Here is an 18,376-nt window from a genome sequence, read left to right on the forward strand (position 1 = left end):
TGAACCCTGCTCTGTCAGTCTTCGGCTCGGAGGCTCGCCCGGCGGAGTGCCTCATCCCTGGGGCGACCGCAGGCCTCCACCGCGGAAACAAGCTCTCCATCGTCCAGCACCCTGGCGCCCACGGCCATCATCGCCTCCATGAAAGCGTCGAGGGGATAGGTCCGCTGAAGCGCCTCGAACTCGGCACTTTCCTCGGGAGTCTTGTCGGTTTTCCGCGCCAAGAACTCGAAGCGCGCCAGGTCGGGACCCTGGTAGAATCGGATCATCGCCTCAACCTTGGTCGTCCCGAGCGTGGCCGCCAGCTGGCGAAGCAGCCGATCGGTCGAGGCGCGCTTGGCCGGATCGACGCAGAGAGAATGAGCGCGCAGGATTGGACGGATGTCGCCTTCACGGCCGGGGTTGAGCTGGACCAGCCGCTCCAATTCAGCGAAGTCGATGTCGCCGGGCTGGCTGTCTCGTTCCGGAAGTGCGGCGATGAATCGGTCGACCAGCTCGGCAGAGGGCGGGGCTTCCGCCTGCGCGACCGACAGGAGCGCGGCGAGGGACGTCAACAACGAGGCCATGCTTCACTTTCGACAGAAATGAAGCCCCATCATGCGGCGGCGCGCGCATTTGTCCACGGTCTTTGGATTTCAGCCTTCCGAGTGGAAGGCGTCGATCGGCAGGCGGCGGGCGAATTGCAGGCCGGCGGTGCCGTCGGCGGCCCAGCGTATCTCGGCCGGGACGATCTCGCCGCTGGTCGAGACCAGCTCGATCCGGCCCGCGCTGACCAGTCCCTTGGGGTCGCCGATCTTGGCGCCGCCCGACGACACGTTGTGGATTGCGAAGGCCTGCGGAGAGCCGTCGATCAGCAAATGGACGGCGCGGCCGCGCACCGGGCGGCGATCGTCCCGGCGCCGCTCGGCCCAGCCGGCCGCGGCGATCGCCACCTGGGCGTCGGGATAACGGTGGCTGAGGGCGTCGCCGCCCCATTTGGCGTCGGCGAGGGGCAAAGCGGTGCCGCAGAAGAAGCATTCGGCACTGACCCGGCCGACATACCATTGGGCATTGCCGCAGCCGGGGCAGCGATTGCTCTCATTGGGACGGAACAGCACCTGGTAACCTCGATTGGCGAGTTCGGGAGGACCCCGTTCGACCCTGGTCATCACGCCCATGCCGCCCTCGCTTCCGCTCTGGTCGGTTCGTGATAAGCTGCCCGGGATTGCCAATCTCTTACCGGGGGGTGAGTCGATGAGCGGCACGGGAAGCGACTGGCCTTCACTGTCGGACGCGCGTGACCGTCCGACCATCGTCACGTTGCACCTCGTCAGCCAGGTGGTGGGCAAGGTGCCGACCGCCTTGCTGCCGTGGCGCAACCATGGCTGGCACCTCACGTTGCGGGTGACCTCGCGCGGCCTCAGGAGCGAGCCGCTCTACGGGGCCGGCGAGCCGTTCGAGCTGATGATCGACCTCGTCAGCCATCGCGTCTGTCTGATCGACGGCCGCGGGGAGTCCTCGATCCCGTTGAAGTCGACGACGATGGCGGATTTCCACGCCGCGTTCATGACCTTGCTCGCGCAGTGCGGTCGGGAGGTCGCCATCCATCCCGCCCCCAACGAGGTCGAGCCCGCCACTCCCTTCGCCGAGGACCGCGCGCCGCGCGCCTACAGCCGCGACAGCGCCGAGCGGCTTCACGGGGCGTTGCTGGCGTCCGATCGGGTGTTCAAGCTGTTCCGCTCGGGCTTCCTCGGCAAGGTCAGCCCGGTCCATTTCTTCTGGGGGAGCTTCGACCTCGCCGTCACCCGCTTCTCCGGCCGGCCGGCACCGCTCCACCCCGGCGGAATCCCCAACCTGCCCGACTCGGTGACCCGCGAGGCCTACAGCCACGAAGTGTCCAGCGCCGGCTTCTGGCCCGGCGGCGCCGGCGCGGAGGGCGGCCCGTTCTTCTATTCCTACGCCTATCCGACACCCGACGGCTTTGCCGACGCGCCGCTTCGGCCGAATGCCGCTCGCTTCGACACGGACTTGGGCGAGTTCGTGCTCGACTATGAGGCGGTGCGCCGCTCCGAGGATCCCGACGCCGCGCTGCTCGCCTTCCTCACCTCGACCTACGAAGCGGCAGCGAACCTGGCGAAATGGGACCGCGCCGCCCTCGAATGCGATCTGGGGCGGCCGCGGATTCCGCGCCCCGTCTAGCCGACGAACGGATAAGGCGAGATCGTCTTCTGGAGCTCGTTGACGGTGAGCGTTCGGCCGGCGGGGGCGGCGGCGCGCTGGGGGCAGCGGATCCGCGGGCAGATCGCGCAGGCGGGCCCGATCGGGGTGACCAACGGCTCGGCGAGATCGACGCCGTCGGCATAAGCGAGCCGTGCGGCATGCTTGACGTCGCAGCCGAGGCCGACGGCGAGGTGGCTGTCCTCGCGGGGGTCGAGGCGGACGGCGCGCTCGACGGTGCGGCCGACCGTGAAGAAGCGCTGGCCGTCGGGAGTCTCGACCACCTGGGTGACCACCCGGCCCGGCGTCTGGAACGCCGCGTGCAGGTTCCAGCGCGGGCAGGTGCCGCCGAAGCGCGAGAAGGGGAAGCTCTCGCCGGCGAAGCGCTTCGACACGTTCCCGGCCGCGTCGACGCGAAGCATGAAGAAGGGGATTCCGCGGGCGCCGCTGCGATTGAGCGTGGTCAGGCGGTGCGACACCTGCTCGACGCTCGCGCCGAACATTCCGCACAGGCTGTCGATGTCGTAGCGGTGCCGCTCGGCCGCCGCCAGGAACGGCTCGTAGGGCATCAGGATCGCCGCCGCGGCATAATTGGCGAGGCTCATGTGCAGCAGGCGCCGCGTCGGCATGTCGGGCGGGGCGGCAGCGTCGAGCATGCGCTGGAGCAAGGGCCGGAACTCGATCAATGCGAGCTGGTAGGCGACCGCGAAGGTGCGGCTCTCCGGGCGAAGCATGTTGGACAGCATCAGCCGCTTGCGGTGGATGTCGTAATGCTGGCTGGCGCCGTCGAGCACGTCCGGCGGCACCAGCCGCACCTCGACTCCGAACCCGTCCTTGAGCCGGCGCCTGAGCGGCTCGAACGCCAGCGCCGGCTCGCCGAGCGCGGCGGCGAGAGTCTCTGCCGCCTCCTCGAGATAGCCGAAATGGTTGCGCTGGACCTGGATATGGTCGCGCACCCAGTCCTCGGGGCGAAGCGCCGGCTTGTCCTCGTCCGGGCCCGGCGGGTTGCGCCGCGCCTCGACCAACGCCGCGTAGAGCCGCGCCACCGCGTCGGCCACCGCGGGCGCGCTGTCGGCGAGCTCGACCAGCTCGTAGCGCGGCACGGCGAGGTCGCCGAACATCGGGTCGGCGAAGATCTCAGCCAGGGCGTCGACGCCCGTGCCCTCGGCGCCCTCGGCGGTCAGCACCTTCAAATCGATGTCATAGACTTCGGCGAGCCGGATCAGGACCTGCGCGGTCACCGGCCGCTGGTTGCGCTCGAGCAGGTTCAGATAGCTGGGCGAGATTCCGATCTCGGCCGCCATCGCATTCTGGTTCAGCCCCAGCTCGCGGCGCAGACGGCGGACTCGCCCGCCGAGGAAGAGTTTGCGTTCGGCCATCTTGCTCTGTGAAGCTGTCATGATTTTACAATGTTGTCGAGTGTAGCCGTTACAGCTGCACTCTTTTAGATGCTGCCGTGACCGCAGGAGCGGTGTTCACTTGCACAGAGACTTCAACCTCCTGGGGCCTGTGACATGACCGACTTCACCTCTCTCGTTCCCGCCCCCGCCGGCCGCTTCGAAGGCATCGCGCGCCCCTACACGCCGGCCGATGTCGAGCGGCTGCGCGGGTCGCTCCCCATCGAGCACAGCCTCGCCCGCCGCGGCGCCGATCGGCTGTGGGAGCTGCTGCGGAGCGAAGATCATGTCCATGCGCTGGGCGCTCTCACCGGCAACCAGGCGATGCAGATGGTCCGCGCCGGATTGAAGGCGATCTACCTGTCGGGCTGGCAGGTCGCCGCCGACGCCAACACCGCCGGCGCCATGTATCCCGACCAGTCGCTTTATCCCGCCAACGCCGGTCCGGAGCTGTGCCGGCGGATCAACCGCACCCTGCAGCGCGCCGACCAGATCGAGCATAGCGAGGGCGGCGCGACCCGCGACTGGTTCGCGCCGATCGTCGCCGACGCCGAGGCGGGCTTCGGCGGGCCGCTCAACTGCTTCGAGATCATGAAGGCCTATATCGAGGCGGGCGCCGCCGCCGTTCACTTCGAGGACCAGCTCGCCTCGGAGAAGAAGTGCGGCCACCTCGGCGGCAAGGTCCTGATCCCGACCCAGGCGCATATCCGCAATTTGGACTCCGCGCGCCTCGCCGCCGACGTGTGCGGGGTCCCCACCCTGCTCGTCGCCCGCACCGACGCCGAGAGCGCGAAGCTGATCACCTCCGACGTCGACGCCCGCGACCACGAGTTTTTGACGCGCGAGCGCACGCCGGAAGGCTTCTTCCGCCTCAGGGAAGGCACCGGCCTCCAGCACTGCATCAAGCGCGGCCTCGCCTTCGCGCCGCACGCCGATCTTCTGTGGTGGGAAACCTCCAAGCCGAACCTCGAGGAGGCCCGCGTCTTCGCCGAGGCGATCCAGCGCGAATATCCGGGCAAGATGATGGCCTATAATTGCTCGCCCTCGTTCAACTGGGAGGCCAAGCTCGACCGCGACACCATCGCGCGCTTCCAGCGCGAATTGGGCGCGATGGGCTACAAGTTCCAGTTCGTCACCCTGGCCGGCTTCCACAGCCTCAACCTCGGCATGTTCGAACTGGCATCGGGCTACCGCGAGCGCGGCATGGCCGCCTATTGCGAGCTCCAGCAGCGCGAGTTCGCCCGCGAGGCCGACGGCTACACCGCCACCCGCCACCAGCGCGAAGTCGGCACCGGCTATTTCGACCTCGTCGCCCAGACCGTCTCGGGGGGCAGCGCCTCCACCACCGCGCTCGCGGAAAGCACCGAGGCCGAGCAGTTCGTCACCGCCATCGCGGCCGAATAAGGAGACCAATCATGACGAAGCGTTACTGGGTGGTCGGGGGCGAATATCAGGACCCCGATTTCCGCGCCCTCATCCCGGGCAGCGAAACCATGGCCGGTCCGTTCGAGGACGAGGCCCGCGCCAGGACCGAATGGCAGCGCCTCACCTGCTGCCCCGACCGAAGCCCCTGCGCCAGCGTCCGCTACGCGATCGCGGCGGAGACCCTCCACTGATCGCTCTTCCCTTCTCCGGGAGGGGGGACGGGGTGAGGGCCGGCATCGAGTCTCTCTAAGCCCTCGAGGCTCCGCCGCCTTCACCCCGATTCCGCATGATCGTCACGCAAAAGAGAAGGCGCGGAGAGCGTGAGCCCTCCGCGCCTCGTTCTGTTCAGCGATGCGCTGGCTTACGCCTGGGCCTGCTGCGGCAGAGCGGCCTTGGCCTGGGCGATGATGACGCCGAACGCCTCGCCCTCGTGCATCGCGATGTCGGCGAGGACCTTGCGGTCCAGCTCGACGCCGGCCAGCTTGAGGCCGTTCATGAACTGGCTGTAGGTCAGGCCCTCGGCGCGAACCGCGGCGTTGATGCGCTGGATCCACAGAGCACGGAAGCTCCGCTTCTTCACCTTGCGGTCGCGGTAGGCGTACTGCCCGGCCTTCTCGACCGCCTGCTTGGCGATGCGGATCGTGTTCTTGCGGCGGCCGTAATAGCCCTTCGCCTGCTCGAGCGTGCGCTTATGCTTGGCGCGGGTGGTTACACCCCTTTTGACGCGTGCCATGGTCTATATCCTCCTTATCTCAGCCCGTAGGGCGCCCACAGCTTCACCGTCTTGGTGTCCGCATCGGACAGGACGGAGGTGCCGCGGTTCTGGCGGATATATTTGGCGTTGTGGCTGATCAGGCGGTGGCGCTTGCCGGCGACACCGTGCTTGATCTTGCCGGTGGCGGTGAGCTTGAAGCGCTTCTTGACGCCGCTCTTCGTCTTGAGCTTGGGCATTTTCGTCTCCTTTGACGTCAGTGAACAGCCACGGCAGCCCTTACCGGCCGGGCCGTTCGTCAAACAATTCCAGAGAGCTGGAAGCGGGCGCCTATAGAGAGGAAGCTCCGGAGAGGCAAGCCTTACCAGGGGATCTCATTGCCCTGATAATCGAGGAAGCTGCCCGATTGCTCGCGGGTCAGGCCGGCGATCACGCGGCGAAGGCCGGCGATGCTTTCCTCCGACGGGGTCGGGGCCTGGGCGCCGCCCATGTCGGTCTGCACCCAACCCGGGTGGAGCATGGCGACGGCGAGGTCGCGGCCGCGCCAGTCGATGGCGAGGCTTCGCCATGCGGCGTTGAGCGCCGCCTTGGACGAGCGGTAGATGATCCCGCCGCCGCTCTCATTGTCGGCGATGCTGCCCATCTTGCTGGTGATCGCCACCACCTTGCCGCCCGGCGCGATCCGGTCGACCAGCGCCAGGGCGAGCACAGTCGGCGCGATCACGTTGACCCGCAGCGTATAAACCCAGCTGTCCGGGTCGACCTCGCTATATTTCCCCATCACGCCGGCGTTGCAGATGAGGTGGTCGACCGGCTCGCCCACCGTCGCCGCGAAGGCGCGGATCGCGTCGACATCGGCGACGTCGAGCTGCTCGACGCGGATCTCGCCCGGAACCCTGCGCAAGTCGTCGGCGCGATCCGGGTTGCGCACCGTCGCGATGACCGTCCAGCCGTCGGCGGCATATTGGCGCGCGAACTCGAGCCCGAGCCCGCGATTGGCGCCGGTGATCAGCAAGGTGGGCAACGGGCGTCTCCTCTAACTCCCCCACCCGGCTCCCTCCTATCCGCTCGTCCCGAGCGAAGTCGAGGGGCGTCGGCACGGACTCTGGAGCGGACGCCCTTCGACTTCGCTCAGGGCGAGCGGAAAGTTGAGGGACTGCCTACCGATCAGTCGAACAGGCTGGAGACCGAGGTCTCGTCGGCGATTCGGCGGATCGCCTCGGCGAGCAGCGGCGCGACGGTGAGGATTCTAAGCTTCTCGCTCGCCGCGGCGGCGTCGTAGGCGGCGATCGAATCGGTGATGACCAGCTCGAGCAGCTCGGACTTCTCGACTCGCTGCACGGCGGCGCCCGAGAGCACGCCGTGGGTGCAGTAAGCGATGACGTCCTCGGCGCCGGCCTCCTTGAGCGCCGCGGCGGCGTTGCACAGAGTCCCGGCCGAATCGACGATGTCGTCGACGAGGATGCAGAAGCGCCCGGACACGTCGCCGATCACGTTCATCACTTCCGATTCGCCCGGCTTCTCGCGGCGCTTGTCGACGATCGCGAGCGGGGCGTTGCCGATTCGCTTGGCGAGCGCTCGGGCGCGGACCACGCCGCCGACATCGGGCGACACCACCGCGATGTTGCGGTCGGCATAGCGCGCCTGGACGTCCGCCGACATCACCGGAGCGGCGTAGAGATTGTCGGTCGGGATGTCGAAGAAGCCCTGGATCTGCCCGGCATGGAGGTCGACCGACAGGACCCGGTTGGCGCCGGCGGTGGTCAGCAGATTGGCGACCAGCTTGGCCGAGATCGGCGTTCGCGGGCCGGGCTTCCGGTCTTGGCGGGCATAGCCGAAATAGGGGAGAACGGCGGTGATCCGCTTGGCCGACGCGCGCTTGAGCGCGTCGATCATGATGAGGAGCTCCATGAGATTGTCGTTGGCCGGGTAGGAGGTCGACTGGACCACGAACACGTCCTCGCCGCGGACATTCTCCAAAATCTCGACGAAGATCTCCTCGTCGGCGAATCGCCGAACGCTCGCCTCGGTGACTGGGATCTCGAGATAGCGCGCAATCGCCTGGACCAGCGGCAGGTTGGAGTTGCCGGACATCAGCTTCATGGCGCGCGCATTCCTCTGGAGGTGATGCGCGCCCTTTAGCCGATGAGGGCGCAGGGGCAAGACCGCGTCATTGCTGGCTGGCGCGGCGCGGCCTAGAGGGCGGCGGATATGTCCGTCGTCACCCGCTTCGCTCCGTCGCCCACCGGCCGCCTCCATGTCGGCAACCTGCGCACCGCGATCCACAACTGGTTGTTCGCCAGGCGGCACGGCGGCCGCTTCCTGCTGCGCATCGACGACACCGACCAGGCGCGCTCGAGCGAGGATTGCGTTCACGCGATCCGCGCCGACCTCGCCTGGCTCGGCATCGTCGCGGACGGCGAGGAGCGGCAATCGGCACGGTTCGGCCGCTACGAGGCGGCGCTGGCGCGGCTCCATGCCGAGGGCCGGGTCTATCCGGCCTATGAGACGGCGCAGGAGCTCGACCTCAAGCGCAAGGTCCAGCTCGGCCGCGGCCTGCCGCCGGTCTATGACCGCGCCGCGCTGGCGCTGAGCGACGACGATCGCGCGCGGCTGGAAGGCGAGGGCCGCCGGCCCCACTGGCGCTTCAGGCTCGATCACGGTCGCCCGATCGAATGGACCGACCTGGTCCGCGGGCCGCAGCATTTCGACCCCGCCTTGCTCAGCGATCCCGTCATCCGTCGCGAGGACGGCAGCTGGCTCTACATGCTTCCGAGCGTCGTCGACGATATCGACATGGCCGTCACCCACGTCGTTCGCGGCGAGGACCATGTCGCCAACACCGCGGTCCAGGTGCAGATGTTCGAGGCGCTCGGCGCGGCGGCGCCGCATTTCGCGCACGAGGCTCTCCTGGTCGGCGCCGAGGGCAAATTGTCCAAGCGGCTGGGCTCGCTCGGAGTCGACGAGATCAGGGAGCAGGGCATCGAGCCGGCCGCGCTGATGGCCAAGCTGGCGCGGATCGGCACCAGCCTGCCGGTGGAGCCGGTCGCATCGCCGGAGCCGCTGATCGAGGGCTTCGACTTCGCCACCTTCGGCCGCGCGCCGGCGCGCTTCGACCTCGAGGAGCTCGCCCAACTCAATGCGCGTGTGGTTCACCTCCTGCCTTTCGCGGCGGTCGCCGAGCGGCTGCCGGGCGGGATGAGCGAGGCCGACTGGGAGGCTATCCGGCCCAACCTCAAGAGCGTCGCCGAGGCCGCCGACTGGTGGGCGATCCTCCACGGCCATGTCGAGAACGCCGCCGAAGCAAACGACCGCGCGCTGCTGGAAGCCGCGGCCGAGGAGGCGGCGGCGATCGACTGGAGCGAGTCGCCCTGGCCCGCCCTTGTCGCGCGGCTCAAGGCGCGCACCGGCCGCGCCGGCAAGGCACTGTTCCTGCCGCTTCGCCGCGCCCTCACCGGCCGCGACAGCGGTCCGGAGATGGCCGCGCTCCTCCCGCTGATCGGCCCGGACGAGACCGTCGCCCGACTGCGCAGCGCCGCAGCCCAGGCCTGATCCCTCCCGAACGGCAACTCGCCACCCCGCCAATTCGGCCCGGAACAAATGTTATAGCATTACATTGTGTGATGTTGTAACATGCGGATGTCCGCGGGTCAGGAGAAGAGCCTGCGCAGAGGCGTGAAAGGAGAGGAGAATGACCGCTACCGGCTTCCTCGAACAGAAACCGCGCAGCCCGACCGGCTTCGGCCTGGTGCTGCTGCTCCACGGCGCAGCGATCGCCGGCGTCGTGATGATCAAGGGCCCCGAGTTCATCGGACCTCGAGGCGCCATCGACATCATCGATATCCGCGCGCCCGAGCCGCCCCCGCCCGTCGACCCACCCCCGCGGGTGGAGCGCGAGGACATTCCACTGCCCGCGCCGCCGGCGCCCCATGTCCCCGATCGGATCGTCGACACACCACCGACGCCTGGCCCCACCTTTGCCGAGGCGCCGCCGACCGAACGCTTCGATTCGAGGCCTGCCACCAGCGATCTCGGCACCGGCGGCACCGGCGGCACCGGCGGCACCCCGCCGATCGAGCGGCCCCGCCCGGATCCGGTGCGCACCGAGGCACTATTCTCGCGCGGAGTCGAGCAGCAGCCGCCTTATCCGGTCAGCGAGATCCGCGGCGGCCGCGAAGGCAACGTGCGCGTCCAGGTCCGCATCGGCACCGACGGCCGCGTCAAGGCGGTCACCCGCCTCGGCGCGACCAGCGACGCTTTCTGGCGCGCGACCCAGCGCCACGCCCTGTCCAGTTGGCGCTTCCGTCCGGCGACCGAGGACGGACGACCGGTCGAGAGCAACAAGACACTCACCGTGCACTTCCGATTGGACGGCTCGTGAGGGGTGCATGGTGAGGGGGCTGGCGGGAGGGGAGTCACCGCATTATCTCTCACATCAAGATGATGCGCCTCCCTCGCCCCGCCAGCCCCAAGGCGCTTTGGAACGACCTGCGTGAGTTCCTGGGCCAGCGCCGGCCCCACCAATGGGTGGCCGCCGCGCTGGCCCTTGCCATTCCGACGGTAATCGGGGTCACTTTCTTCTATGACACGATCGACGCGCATCGCGTCGGCCCGACCGTGATGTATCTCGAAAGCTGGCCGGCCGACCGCACGACCGAGCAGATCGTCGCCAAGCAGAAGGCCGACGAGCAGCGCCGCCAGGAGCTTGAGGCCGAGCGCCGGCGCCAGTTCCAGCGGCTGGAAGACGGCCTCACCAACATGGGCCTTTGACCGACGACGCGCGCTGGATGGCCGACGCGGTCGCGCTCGGCGAGGAGGCGCGGGGCACGACGGCGCCCGGCGCCAACGTCGGCTGCGTCATCGTCAGGGAAGGCGCGCTCGCCGGCTCCGGGATGACCCAGCCAGGCGGCCGCCCCCATGCCGAGGCGGTTGCACTTGAGGCGGCCGGCGACCGCGCCGCCGGCGCCACCATCTACACCACGCTTGAGCCCTGCGCGCACGAGAGCCAGCGCGGCCCCGCCTGCGCGGACCTTCTCGTTGCCGCCAGGCCCGCACGGGTCGTCTCGGCGCTGCGCGATCCCGATCCCCGCACCGACGGCTCGGGCTTCGACAGGCTGAAGGCGGCCGGAATCGCGGTGGACGTCGGCGTCGGCGCCGAAGCGGCGGAGCGCTCGCTCGCCGGCTTCCTCACCCGGACCCGGCTCGGTCGCCCCTATGTGACCCTCAAGCTCGCGCTGTCGATCGACGGCAAGATCGCGCTGCCGTCCGGCGAGAGCAAATGGATCACCGGCGTCGAGGCGCGCCATCACGTCCACCTCGAGCGCGCCCGCGCCGACATGATCCTGGTCGGCCGCGGCACCTACAATGCCGACGCGCCGGCGCTCGACGTGCGCCTCCCGGGCCTCGAGCATCGCAGCCCGCGCCGCGCCCTCCTCACCCGCGGCACGCCCGTTGAAGGTTGGACCATTTTGTCGTCGCCCGAGGGCATTTACGACCTCCATGACGTCAACGACTTGCTGGTCGAAGGCGGATCGGGCGCCGCCTCCGCCTTTTTGACGGCCGACCTGGTCGACCGGCTGCTCATCTATCGCGCGCCGTTGCTGATCGGCGAGGGCAAGTCGTCGGTCGGCTATATCGGCCTTACCGCCCTCGCCGACGCCCACCAGCGCTGGACCTTCGCCGAAAGCCGCGGCCTTGGCATGGACCGCCTCGAAGTCTACGAGCGCACCCGCTGATGTTTACAGGAATCGTCACCGACGTCGGGCAGGTGCTCGCCCATGAGGAGCGCGGCGACCTGCGCCTGCGCATCGGCTGCGGCTACGACATGGAAACGGTCGCGCTCGGCGCGTCGATCGCCTGCTCGGGCGTGTGCCTCACCGTCGTCGACAAAGGCCCGGACTGGTTCGCAGTCGACGTCTCGGCCGAGACCCGCGCCCGCACCGCCCCCGGCCTGTGGGAGGAAGGCGCCCGCCTCAACCTCGAGCGCGCGCTTCGGATCGGCGACGAGCTCGGCGGCCATATCGTCACCGGCCATGTCGACGGCATCGGCGCGGTCGTCGCGGCCGACCAGGTCGGCGATTCCCTCGCCGTCACCATCGCCGCCGGCCCGGCAGTCGCGCCCTATATCGCCACCAAGGGCTCGGTGTGCATCGACGGCGTCTCGCTCACCGTGAATTCGGTTGAGCCGCTCGCCGACGGCGTCCGCTTCGGCCTCAACATCATTCCCCACACCGCGCAGCACAGCACGCTCGGCGCCCTGCGCGCCGGCCGCGAGGTCAATATCGAGATCGATCTCATCGCCCGCTATCTCGAGCGGATGCTGGCGAGCCGTACGGCCTGAGCAACGCTCCGTTGCACCTTCTGATGTGATTCTGCTCTAGTGAATCACATTACGATGTGATACCAGCCGCCCATGAGCACCATCCTTATCGACCGCCTCAACGATCTCGTCGCCGCCGGGGAGATGAGCCGGTCCGGCCTCGCCCGCGCCGCCGGGCTCCACCCCAATTCGCTTCGCCGCCTCGGCGAGGCCGACTGGAACCCGACCGCCGAGACCCTGATGAAGCTCGAGCGCTTCCTCGCCAGCGGGCCGGGTGACGTCATGGCGTCGCCCGAGCAGATCATCGACGAGGCGCGCAACGGCCGCATGTTCATCCTCGTCGACGACGAGGACCGCGAGAATGAGGGCGACCTCGTCATCCCCGCCCAGATGGCGACTCCCGAGGCGATCAACTTCATGGCCCGCCACGGCCGCGGCCTGATCTGCCTGACCCTGACCAGGGATCGCGTCGAGCAGCTCGGGCTCGAGCCGATGAGCCGCAACAACGGCACCCGCCACGAGACCGCCTTCACTACCTCGATCGAGGCGCGCGAGGGCGTCACCACTGGCATCTCGGCCGGCGACCGCGCCCGCACCATCTCGGTCGCGATCGACTCCGGCAAGGGCCGCGACGACATCGTCACCCCGGGCCATGTCTTCCCGCTGATGGCGCGCGACGGCGGTGTCCTCGTCCGCGCCGGCCACACCGAGGCGGCGGTCGATGTGTCGCGCCTCGCCGGGCTCAACCCCTCGGGCGTGATCTGCGAGATTCTGCGCGAGGACGGGACCATGGCCCGCCTCGACGACCTCATCCCCTTCGCCAAGCTTCACGGGATGAAGATCGGCACGATCCGCGACCTCATCGCCTACCGGCTGCGCAAGGACCGCCTGCTCGAGGAGACCGCCTCCGCCAAATTCGACAGCCGCTGGGGCGGCACCTGGACCGCGCGCACCTTCGTCAACAAGGCCGGCGGCCAAGAGCATGTCGCGCTCGTCAAGGGCGCGATCGACCCGAGCCAGCCGGTGCTGGTCCGAATGCATGCCCTCGACCTCCTCTCCGACGGCTTCGGCGAGGCGTCGGACCGCGGCCGACTGCTCGAAGGCGCGATGCAGCAGATCGGCGACGCCGGCTCGGGCGTCATCGTGGTCATCAACCGCAACATGCCAGGCGCGCTGTCGCGGGCGCTCAAGGTCCGCTCGGGCCAGCCGGCGCAACCCGACAATGAGGCGCTGCGCGATTATGGCGTCGGCGCGCAGATCCTCGCAGCGCTCGGAGTCCACGACATGATCCTGCTCACCAACACCCATCACGCGCCCGTCGCGCTCGCCGGCTACGGTCTATCGATCGTCGAGGAGCGGCCGATTCCGCTGGCGGCCCGCTGACCATGGCGAAATTCCTGATCGTCGAGGCGCGCTTCTACGCGCACCTGAATGACATGCTCGTCGCCGGCGCCACCGCCGCGCTTCAAGCAGCCGGCCACCAGGTCGAGGTCGTGACCGTGCCCGGCGCGCTCGAAATCCCCGCCGCAATCTCCCTCGCCGCCGAGAGCGGCCGTTATGACGGCTTCGTCGCCATCGGCGTGGTGATCCGCGGCGAGACCTATCATTTCGAGATCGTCGCGGGCGAGAGCGCGCGCGGCATCATGGCCCTCACCCTCGACGGCCTCGCCATCGGCAACGGCATCCTCACGGTCGAGGACGAGGCCCAGGCCCTGGTCCGCGCCGATCCCGCGCAGAAGGACAAGGGCGGCGAGGCGGCCAAGGCCGCGCTCGCCCTGCTCGACCTTCGCGAGAAGTTCGGGCGCTAGCGCCTATTCGACCGGAATCAGCACCTCGGCGCGGCGCAGCGGGCCGGGGATCCGCTCCGAATTGTAGAAGGCGCGTTCGGCGGGGCCGGTCGGCTTGAGCTTCTTGGCGCCGACCCAGCTTTCGAGCTGGGCCTCGCGCGCGCCCAGCGCCGCGCTGACCGGGCCGCCGTGGAAGCGCAGCGCCGCCACCCGCCGCGGCGGGATCGTCGCGATCCTGATGTCCGTGCCGGGCTCGGGCACGGAATCGGCCGTATAGTAAGCGGGCATCACGAAGCGGGTGAGCCAGCCGCCGCCGGGCGCGGGAGACGACAGGACCGGCGCCGTCATCGCCACCTTCTCGCCTTCGCGGTGGCGGGCGAAGATATAGTCGGCGAGCCGTGCGAAGCCCTGGTCGAGGCCATGCTCGCGGTCGCCCTGCACCACCGTCTCGGCGACCAGCAACGCGGGATAGTCGCGCAGCTCGAAGTCGCCATCCTCCTCGATTATCCGGTAATTGGGCTTCTCGACCGAGCGCTCGCGGTAGAGGAACCAGCCCGCGCCGAGCAAGGCGACCGCGCCCGCCGCGCCGTAAGCGAGCCTTCGCCGCCCGCTGCCTCGCTTGCCCGCTTCCGTCATGCCTCGTCTCTCCCTTGCCAGCCCGGCGATTAAGACCGGGTCGCCGATGAGTCGATATGGCCTTTCACCCCCCGGCTGTGCCAAGGCCCGCGCACCGATGCAGCCGCTCGCGCCCCGCCTGGCATTTCCCGCCCTGATCGTCGCCAACCTGTTCCTGGCGGCCGGCCCATGGATGGTGCGCCTCACCGATGTCGGCCCGGTCGCCGCCGGCTTCTGGCGTCTCGCCCTCGCGCTGCCGCTGCTCGCTGCGCTCGCCGTCTGGCAGCAGAAGGGCAAGCCGCTTCCCGCCTGGAGCCTGGTCGGAGCCGTCGTCATCGGCGGCCTGTTCTTCGCAGCCGACCTCGCCGCCTGGCATGTCGGAATCCTCCAGACCAAGCTCGCCAACGCCACCCTGTTCGGCAATTTCGCGAGCTTCCTGTTCGCGATCTACGGCTTCATCCTGCTCCGCCGGCTTCCCGACCGGGTTCAGGGCGGTGCTGTGCTGCTCGCCGTCCTCGGCACCTTCCTGCTGCTCGGCAGCAGCTACGAGCTGTCGCCCGACAACCTCGTCGGCGACCTGTTCTGCCTGCTCGCCGGCCTGTTCTACACCTTCTACCTGGTCGCGGTGGACCGGGCGCGGCGCAGCCTCGCGCCTTTCCCGACGCTCGCCATCGCCACCGCCGCCGGCACCCTGCCGATCCTGCTCTTCGCCATCCTGCTCGGCGAACAGGTCATGCCCGGCGACTGGGGCCCGGTCATCCTGCTGTCGATCGGCAGCCAGCTGATCGGCCAGTCGCTGCTCGTCTTCGCGATGGGCCATCTGAGCCCAGTGGTCACCGGCCTCGGACTGCTCACCCAGCCCATCGCCGCTGCGGCGATCGGCTGGGGCGTCTATGGCGAGCGGCTGGGGGCGGTCGACCTGGCGGGCGCGTTGCTGATCTGCGTCGGCCTCGTCCTCATCCGTCTGCCGCAGCGCGGCCTTGCCACCAATCCGTCCGAGGATCATTGAAGCGCCATGGACCAGGCCGCCGCCATCCCGCCCGCCGACATGACCCTCGATGAGCTGAAGGAGGCGCTCGCGCCCTTGCTCGCCGGCCACACCGCCTTCGACGGCTGGACGGAGCGGGCGCTCGCCATGGCCGCGTCCGAGCTCGGAGTTCCGGCCGAACGGGCGCGGATCGCCTTCCCCGGCGGCGCGGTCGAGATGATCGACGCCTGGTTCGACTGGGTCGACCGCTCGATGCTGCTCGCTTTCCCGCCCGAGCGGATCGCGGCGATGAAGATCCGCGAGCGCATCGGCGAGCTGATCCTGTTCCGATTCCAGCTCCTGCGTCCCCATCGCGAGGCGCTTCGGCGCGCGCTCGCCACGCTTGCCATGCCGCAGAATGCGGTCGCCGCCGGCCGCCTCGCCTGGCGCAGCGCCGACCGCATCTGGCGCACCGCCGGCGACACCGCGACCGATTACAATCACTACACAAAGCGTGCGATCCTGATCGGCGTCTACGCCTCGACCACCTTCGTCTTCCTCGACGACGAAAGCGACGACCTGGCCGCGACCCGCGCCTTCCTCGCCCGCCGCATCGACGACGTGATGAAGTTCGAGAAGGTGAAAGCACAGTTCACCGCTCGCGCTGCCCGCCGCCCCTCGCTGAGCCGTTTCCTCGGGCGCCTGCGCTACCCGAACTGAGGCGGACGCGTCTTGGTTGAGACCGCCTTAACCGTGGCTTCTCGCGGTCCATTAATTAGCTTTCGTTAGGCCTTTCTCATCGCGGGAGGGGGCGTCCGCGTCGCAGAAGGAACGTCGGCGAAGTGGACGGAGTGGGTTATGGCGGTTCGGCGCGCTTGCGCGCCACCCGCTGGCTTCTCGATATCGGCAGGGACATTCCGGCGCCCGTGCGCGCCCGTCTGCTCGCCAACGTCTACGGCTCGCTGACCATCTATGTCGGGGCCGTCTTCAACACGATCCTCATCGCCGCCATCCTCGCCGCGCGCATCGATACGCCCCTGCTCTACATCTGGGCAGGCTTCGAGATCCTGCTCGCCGCGGTGAGGCTCCAGGTGCTGCTCGTCTGCCGCCGCGCCAGCGAGAAGGGCGCGCCGGCGCCCGTCGACCTCTACGTCATTCTGTCGCTTCTGTGGGGCGCCGGCATAGGCCTGGGCACATTCGCGGTGGTGATGAGCGGCGATTGGGTCGCGGCGACGATCGCCGGCATGTCGATGGCGGCCATGCTCGGCGGACTGTCCTTCCGCTATTTCGGCGCGCCGCGGCTCGCCTGCGCGATGCTGATCGTCTCGACCTTGCCGGGAGCGATCGCCTGCGGCCTCTCGGGCGAGCCGATCCTGCTCGTCGCCGCCCTCCAGATGCCGCTCTATGTGGTGATCATGACCCGCGCCGCCTGGTGGATGAACGGCACCATGGTCGCAGCCTTGTGCGCCGAGCACGAGAACGGGCATCGCGCCCGCCACGACGCTCTGACCGGCCTCCTCAACCGCACCGGTCTCGCCGATGCGATCGCGGCGGCGCCTGCCGGCCTGCGCCTCGGCTGCCTGTTCCTCGATCTCGACGGGTTCAAGCGGGTCAACGACACGATGGGCCACGCGGCTGGCGACGACCTGCTGGCGATGGTCGCCGCCCGCCTGCGCGACACGATGAAAACGGGCGACATCTTCGCCCGGATCGGCGGCGACGAATTCCTGCTTGTCGCGCCGATGGCGAGCGCGGCCCATGCCCGCGACCGCGGCGAGGCGATGATCGCCGCCGTCGCCGGCCTCCCCTATGTCATCGGCTCGCAGGGCGTGCTGATCGGCGCCAGCGTCGGCGCCGCGCTTCAGGGCGACAAGGCGCGCAGTCTCGAGGCGATGATCGCCGCGGCCGACGAGGCCCTGTACCGCGCCAAGTCGGGCGAGCGCTGCTGCTGCGTGGTCGCCGACGAAGCCGACGACGAGGAGGCCGGAAGACCCCTCCCGCCGCAGCTAAGCGATCTGCGAACGGCCGCCCACGCGGCGCATCGCTGAGGCGACATAGGACTCGCTTTCGCCTACTTCTATTGATAATCACTCGCAGCAATGACTCTGCGCCTCGATCAATTGCCGTTTCGCCAAGCCGCGACCGTCATCTCCGTCGACTGGTCCCAGCTCACCGATGCCGATGCCCTGCGCCTGCGCAATCTCGGCCTCGACGAAGGCGTTCAGGTCGAGGCGCTGCACGGCGCGCCGTTCGGCCGCGATCCGCTCGCCATCCGCATCGGCCGAATGACTCTGGCGATGCGCCGCGCCCATGCGCGGGTGATCGGAGTCGCGCCGCTCGCCGCCGCCGAGCCGGCCGCTTCCATTCCTGACGGCGTTGCGGCGGGCCTGGCAGCAGAATGACCTCAATTCCGCTCGTCGCGGTCGTCGGCAACCCCAATGCCGGCAAGAGCGCCCTGTTCAACATGCTGACCGGCGCTCGCCAGAAGGTCGGCAATTATCCCGGAGTCACCGTCGAGCGTAAGTCGGGGCGGCTCAGCCTGGCCGACGGCCGCCCGGCCGAGCTGGTCGACCTTCCCGGCGCCTACAGCCTTGAGCCTTCGAGCCCCGACGAGGCGGTGACCCGCGACGTCGTGCTCGGCCGCCAGGAAGGCGAGCGCCTGCCCGACGCCTTGCTGCTCGTCCTCGACGCGACCAATCTCGACAATCATCTGCGCTTCGCGCTGCAGGTGATCGGCCTCGGCATCCCCACCGTCGTCGCGCTCAACATGGTCGACCTCGCCCGCCGCGACGGCCTCAAGATCGACCCGACCGTTCTTGCCGCCGAGCTCGGCGCACCGGTGATCGAGACCGTGGCGGTGCGCCGCCGCGGCGCCGACTCGCTGCGCGAGGCGCTGTCCGAGGCGGTCGCGGCGCCGCGCGGCGCGGGGTCGGCGCCGGAGGTCGGAAGAGCACACGCCTG

The 18,376-nt window shown here is 69.1% G+C and carries 23 protein-coding genes; 15 read left to right on the plus strand and 8 right to left on the minus strand.

Features of this window, described 5'->3' with window-relative positions; all coding sequences use genetic code 11:
* Positions 1 to 14: 14 nt before the first annotated feature.
* Together G7B71_RS12710 and G7B71_RS12715 are read right to left on the minus strand one after the other, a co-directional pair.
* Positions 15 to 563, minus strand: a complete 549-nt coding sequence (locus tag G7B71_RS12710) for a hypothetical protein (RefSeq protein ID WP_166041453.1) — start codon at positions 561 to 563, stop codon at positions 15 to 17.
* 69 nt (positions 564 to 632) lie between these two features.
* A complete protein-coding gene (locus G7B71_RS12715; RefSeq protein ID WP_166041431.1) occupies positions 633 to 1,145 on the minus strand; it encodes a PilZ domain-containing protein in 513 nt (170 codons plus the stop codon).
* An 85-nt stretch (positions 1,146 to 1,230) separates the two neighbouring features.
* Here G7B71_RS12715 and G7B71_RS12720 point away from each other — a divergent pair, with 85 nt between their 5' ends.
* Positions 1,231 to 2,175: a DUF5996 family protein gene (locus G7B71_RS12720; RefSeq protein ID WP_166041455.1), complete on the plus strand. Its 945-nt coding sequence runs from the start codon at positions 1,231 to 1,233 to the stop codon at positions 2,173 to 2,175.
* On the opposite strand, the gene G7B71_RS12725 is transcribed toward G7B71_RS12720, so the two are convergent.
* Positions 2,172 to 3,572, minus strand: coding sequence for a short-chain fatty acyl-CoA regulator family protein (locus G7B71_RS12725; RefSeq protein WP_166041457.1), 1,401 nt, complete (start codon positions 3,570 to 3,572; stop codon positions 2,172 to 2,174). The genes G7B71_RS12720 and G7B71_RS12725 overlap by 4 nt on opposite strands.
* A 135-nt stretch (positions 3,573 to 3,707) precedes the next feature.
* Between G7B71_RS12725 and aceA the strand changes: the two genes are divergently transcribed.
* Together aceA and G7B71_RS12735 are read left to right on the plus strand one after the other, a co-directional pair.
* The gene (aceA, locus tag G7B71_RS12730; RefSeq protein ID WP_166041459.1) at positions 3,708 to 4,994 is read left to right on the plus strand and encodes an isocitrate lyase; all 1,287 of its coding nucleotides are present in this window, start codon (positions 3,708 to 3,710) and stop codon (positions 4,992 to 4,994) included.
* An 11-nt stretch (positions 4,995 to 5,005) separates the two neighbouring features.
* Positions 5,006 to 5,206 (plus strand): hypothetical protein, encoded by a 201-nt coding sequence (locus G7B71_RS12735; protein WP_166041461.1) that lies wholly within the window; start codon positions 5,006 to 5,008, stop codon positions 5,204 to 5,206.
* Between the two features lie 170 nt (positions 5,207 to 5,376).
* Here G7B71_RS12735 and rplT read toward each other — a convergent pair whose 3' ends face one another.
* The 4 genes from rplT to G7B71_RS12755 form a co-directional block, all read right to left on the minus strand.
* The gene (gene rplT / locus G7B71_RS12740) at positions 5,377 to 5,748 is read right to left on the minus strand and encodes a 50S ribosomal protein L20 (RefSeq protein ID WP_166041463.1); all 372 of its coding nucleotides are present in this window, start codon (positions 5,746 to 5,748) and stop codon (positions 5,377 to 5,379) included.
* A 14-nt stretch (positions 5,749 to 5,762) separates the two neighbouring features.
* Positions 5,763 to 5,966: a 50S ribosomal protein L35 gene (gene rpmI / locus G7B71_RS12745; RefSeq protein WP_166041465.1), complete on the minus strand. Its 204-nt coding sequence runs from the start codon at positions 5,964 to 5,966 to the stop codon at positions 5,763 to 5,765.
* A gap of 122 nt (positions 5,967 to 6,088) precedes the next feature.
* Complete coding sequence (locus G7B71_RS12750) at positions 6,089 to 6,751, minus strand: SDR family oxidoreductase (RefSeq protein ID WP_166041467.1); 663 nt, start codon at positions 6,749 to 6,751, stop codon at positions 6,089 to 6,091.
* Between the two features lie 143 nt (positions 6,752 to 6,894).
* Positions 6,895 to 7,830: a ribose-phosphate pyrophosphokinase gene (locus G7B71_RS12755; protein WP_166041469.1), complete on the minus strand. Its 936-nt coding sequence runs from the start codon at positions 7,828 to 7,830 to the stop codon at positions 6,895 to 6,897.
* A gap of 108 nt (positions 7,831 to 7,938) precedes the next feature.
* Here G7B71_RS12755 and gltX point away from each other — a divergent pair, with 108 nt between their 5' ends.
* The 7 genes from gltX (at position 7,939) to ribH (ending at position 13,854) form a co-directional block, all read left to right on the plus strand.
* Positions 7,939 to 9,279: a glutamate--tRNA ligase gene (gene gltX, locus G7B71_RS12760; protein ID WP_166041471.1), complete on the plus strand. Its 1,341-nt coding sequence runs from the start codon at positions 7,939 to 7,941 to the stop codon at positions 9,277 to 9,279.
* Positions 9,280 to 9,418: 139 nt separating this feature from the next.
* A complete protein-coding gene (locus tag G7B71_RS12765) occupies positions 9,419 to 10,108 on the plus strand; it encodes an energy transducer TonB (protein WP_166041473.1) in 690 nt (229 codons plus the stop codon).
* Between the two features lie 59 nt (positions 10,109 to 10,167).
* Complete coding sequence (locus G7B71_RS12770; protein ID WP_207774795.1) at positions 10,168 to 10,497, plus strand: hypothetical protein; 330 nt, start codon at positions 10,168 to 10,170, stop codon at positions 10,495 to 10,497.
* The gene (gene ribD, locus G7B71_RS12775; RefSeq protein ID WP_279338407.1) at positions 10,494 to 11,462 is read left to right on the plus strand and encodes a bifunctional diaminohydroxyphosphoribosylaminopyrimidine deaminase/5-amino-6-(5-phosphoribosylamino)uracil reductase RibD; all 969 of its coding nucleotides are present in this window, start codon (positions 10,494 to 10,496) and stop codon (positions 11,460 to 11,462) included. The genes G7B71_RS12770 and ribD overlap by 4 nt, the downstream gene beginning before the upstream one ends.
* A complete protein-coding gene (locus G7B71_RS12780) occupies positions 11,462 to 12,067 on the plus strand; it encodes a riboflavin synthase (protein ID WP_166041475.1) in 606 nt (201 codons plus the stop codon). Before ribD ends, G7B71_RS12780 begins: the two co-directional genes overlap by 1 nt.
* Positions 12,068 to 12,139: 72 nt before the next feature.
* Positions 12,140 to 13,429, plus strand: coding sequence for a 3,4-dihydroxy-2-butanone-4-phosphate synthase (gene ribB / locus G7B71_RS12785; RefSeq protein ID WP_166041477.1), 1,290 nt, complete (start codon positions 12,140 to 12,142; stop codon positions 13,427 to 13,429).
* Positions 13,430 to 13,431: 2 nt separating this feature from the next.
* The gene (ribH, locus tag G7B71_RS12790; protein WP_166041479.1) at positions 13,432 to 13,854 is read left to right on the plus strand and encodes a 6,7-dimethyl-8-ribityllumazine synthase; all 423 of its coding nucleotides are present in this window, start codon (positions 13,432 to 13,434) and stop codon (positions 13,852 to 13,854) included.
* A 3-nt stretch (positions 13,855 to 13,857) separates the two neighbouring features.
* On the opposite strand, the gene G7B71_RS12795 is transcribed toward ribH, so the two are convergent.
* The gene (locus G7B71_RS12795; protein WP_166041481.1) at positions 13,858 to 14,469 is read right to left on the minus strand and encodes a heme-binding protein; all 612 of its coding nucleotides are present in this window, start codon (positions 14,467 to 14,469) and stop codon (positions 13,858 to 13,860) included.
* Positions 14,470 to 14,566: 97 nt separating this feature from the next.
* Here G7B71_RS12795 and G7B71_RS12800 point away from each other — a divergent pair, with 97 nt between their 5' ends.
* From G7B71_RS12800 to G7B71_RS12820, 5 genes are all read left to right on the plus strand, one after another.
* Complete coding sequence (locus tag G7B71_RS12800; protein WP_166041483.1) at positions 14,567 to 15,457, plus strand: DMT family transporter; 891 nt, start codon at positions 14,567 to 14,569, stop codon at positions 15,455 to 15,457.
* A 6-nt stretch (positions 15,458 to 15,463) separates the two neighbouring features.
* Positions 15,464 to 16,135, plus strand: coding sequence for a COQ9 family protein (locus tag G7B71_RS12805; RefSeq protein ID WP_207774797.1), 672 nt, complete (start codon positions 15,464 to 15,466; stop codon positions 16,133 to 16,135).
* Positions 16,136 to 16,257: 122 nt separating this feature from the next.
* Positions 16,258 to 17,463, plus strand: a complete 1,206-nt coding sequence (locus G7B71_RS12810) for a GGDEF domain-containing protein (RefSeq protein WP_166041485.1) — start codon at positions 16,258 to 16,260, stop codon at positions 17,461 to 17,463.
* Between the two features lie 51 nt (positions 17,464 to 17,514).
* On the plus strand, positions 17,515 to 17,817 hold the full coding sequence (locus G7B71_RS12815; protein ID WP_166041487.1) for a FeoA family protein: 303 nt from the start codon (positions 17,515 to 17,517) through the stop codon (positions 17,815 to 17,817).
* A partial coding sequence (locus G7B71_RS12820) for a FeoB small GTPase domain-containing protein (protein WP_207774798.1) occupies positions 17,814 to 18,376 on the plus strand: 563 nt, incomplete at its 3' end. The genes G7B71_RS12815 and G7B71_RS12820, both read left to right, overlap by 4 nt.

Source organism: Sphingosinicella sp. YJ22, assembly GCF_011320075.1.
In the GTDB taxonomy this organism is placed as follows: domain Bacteria; phylum Pseudomonadota; class Alphaproteobacteria; order Sphingomonadales; family Sphingomonadaceae; genus Allosphingosinicella.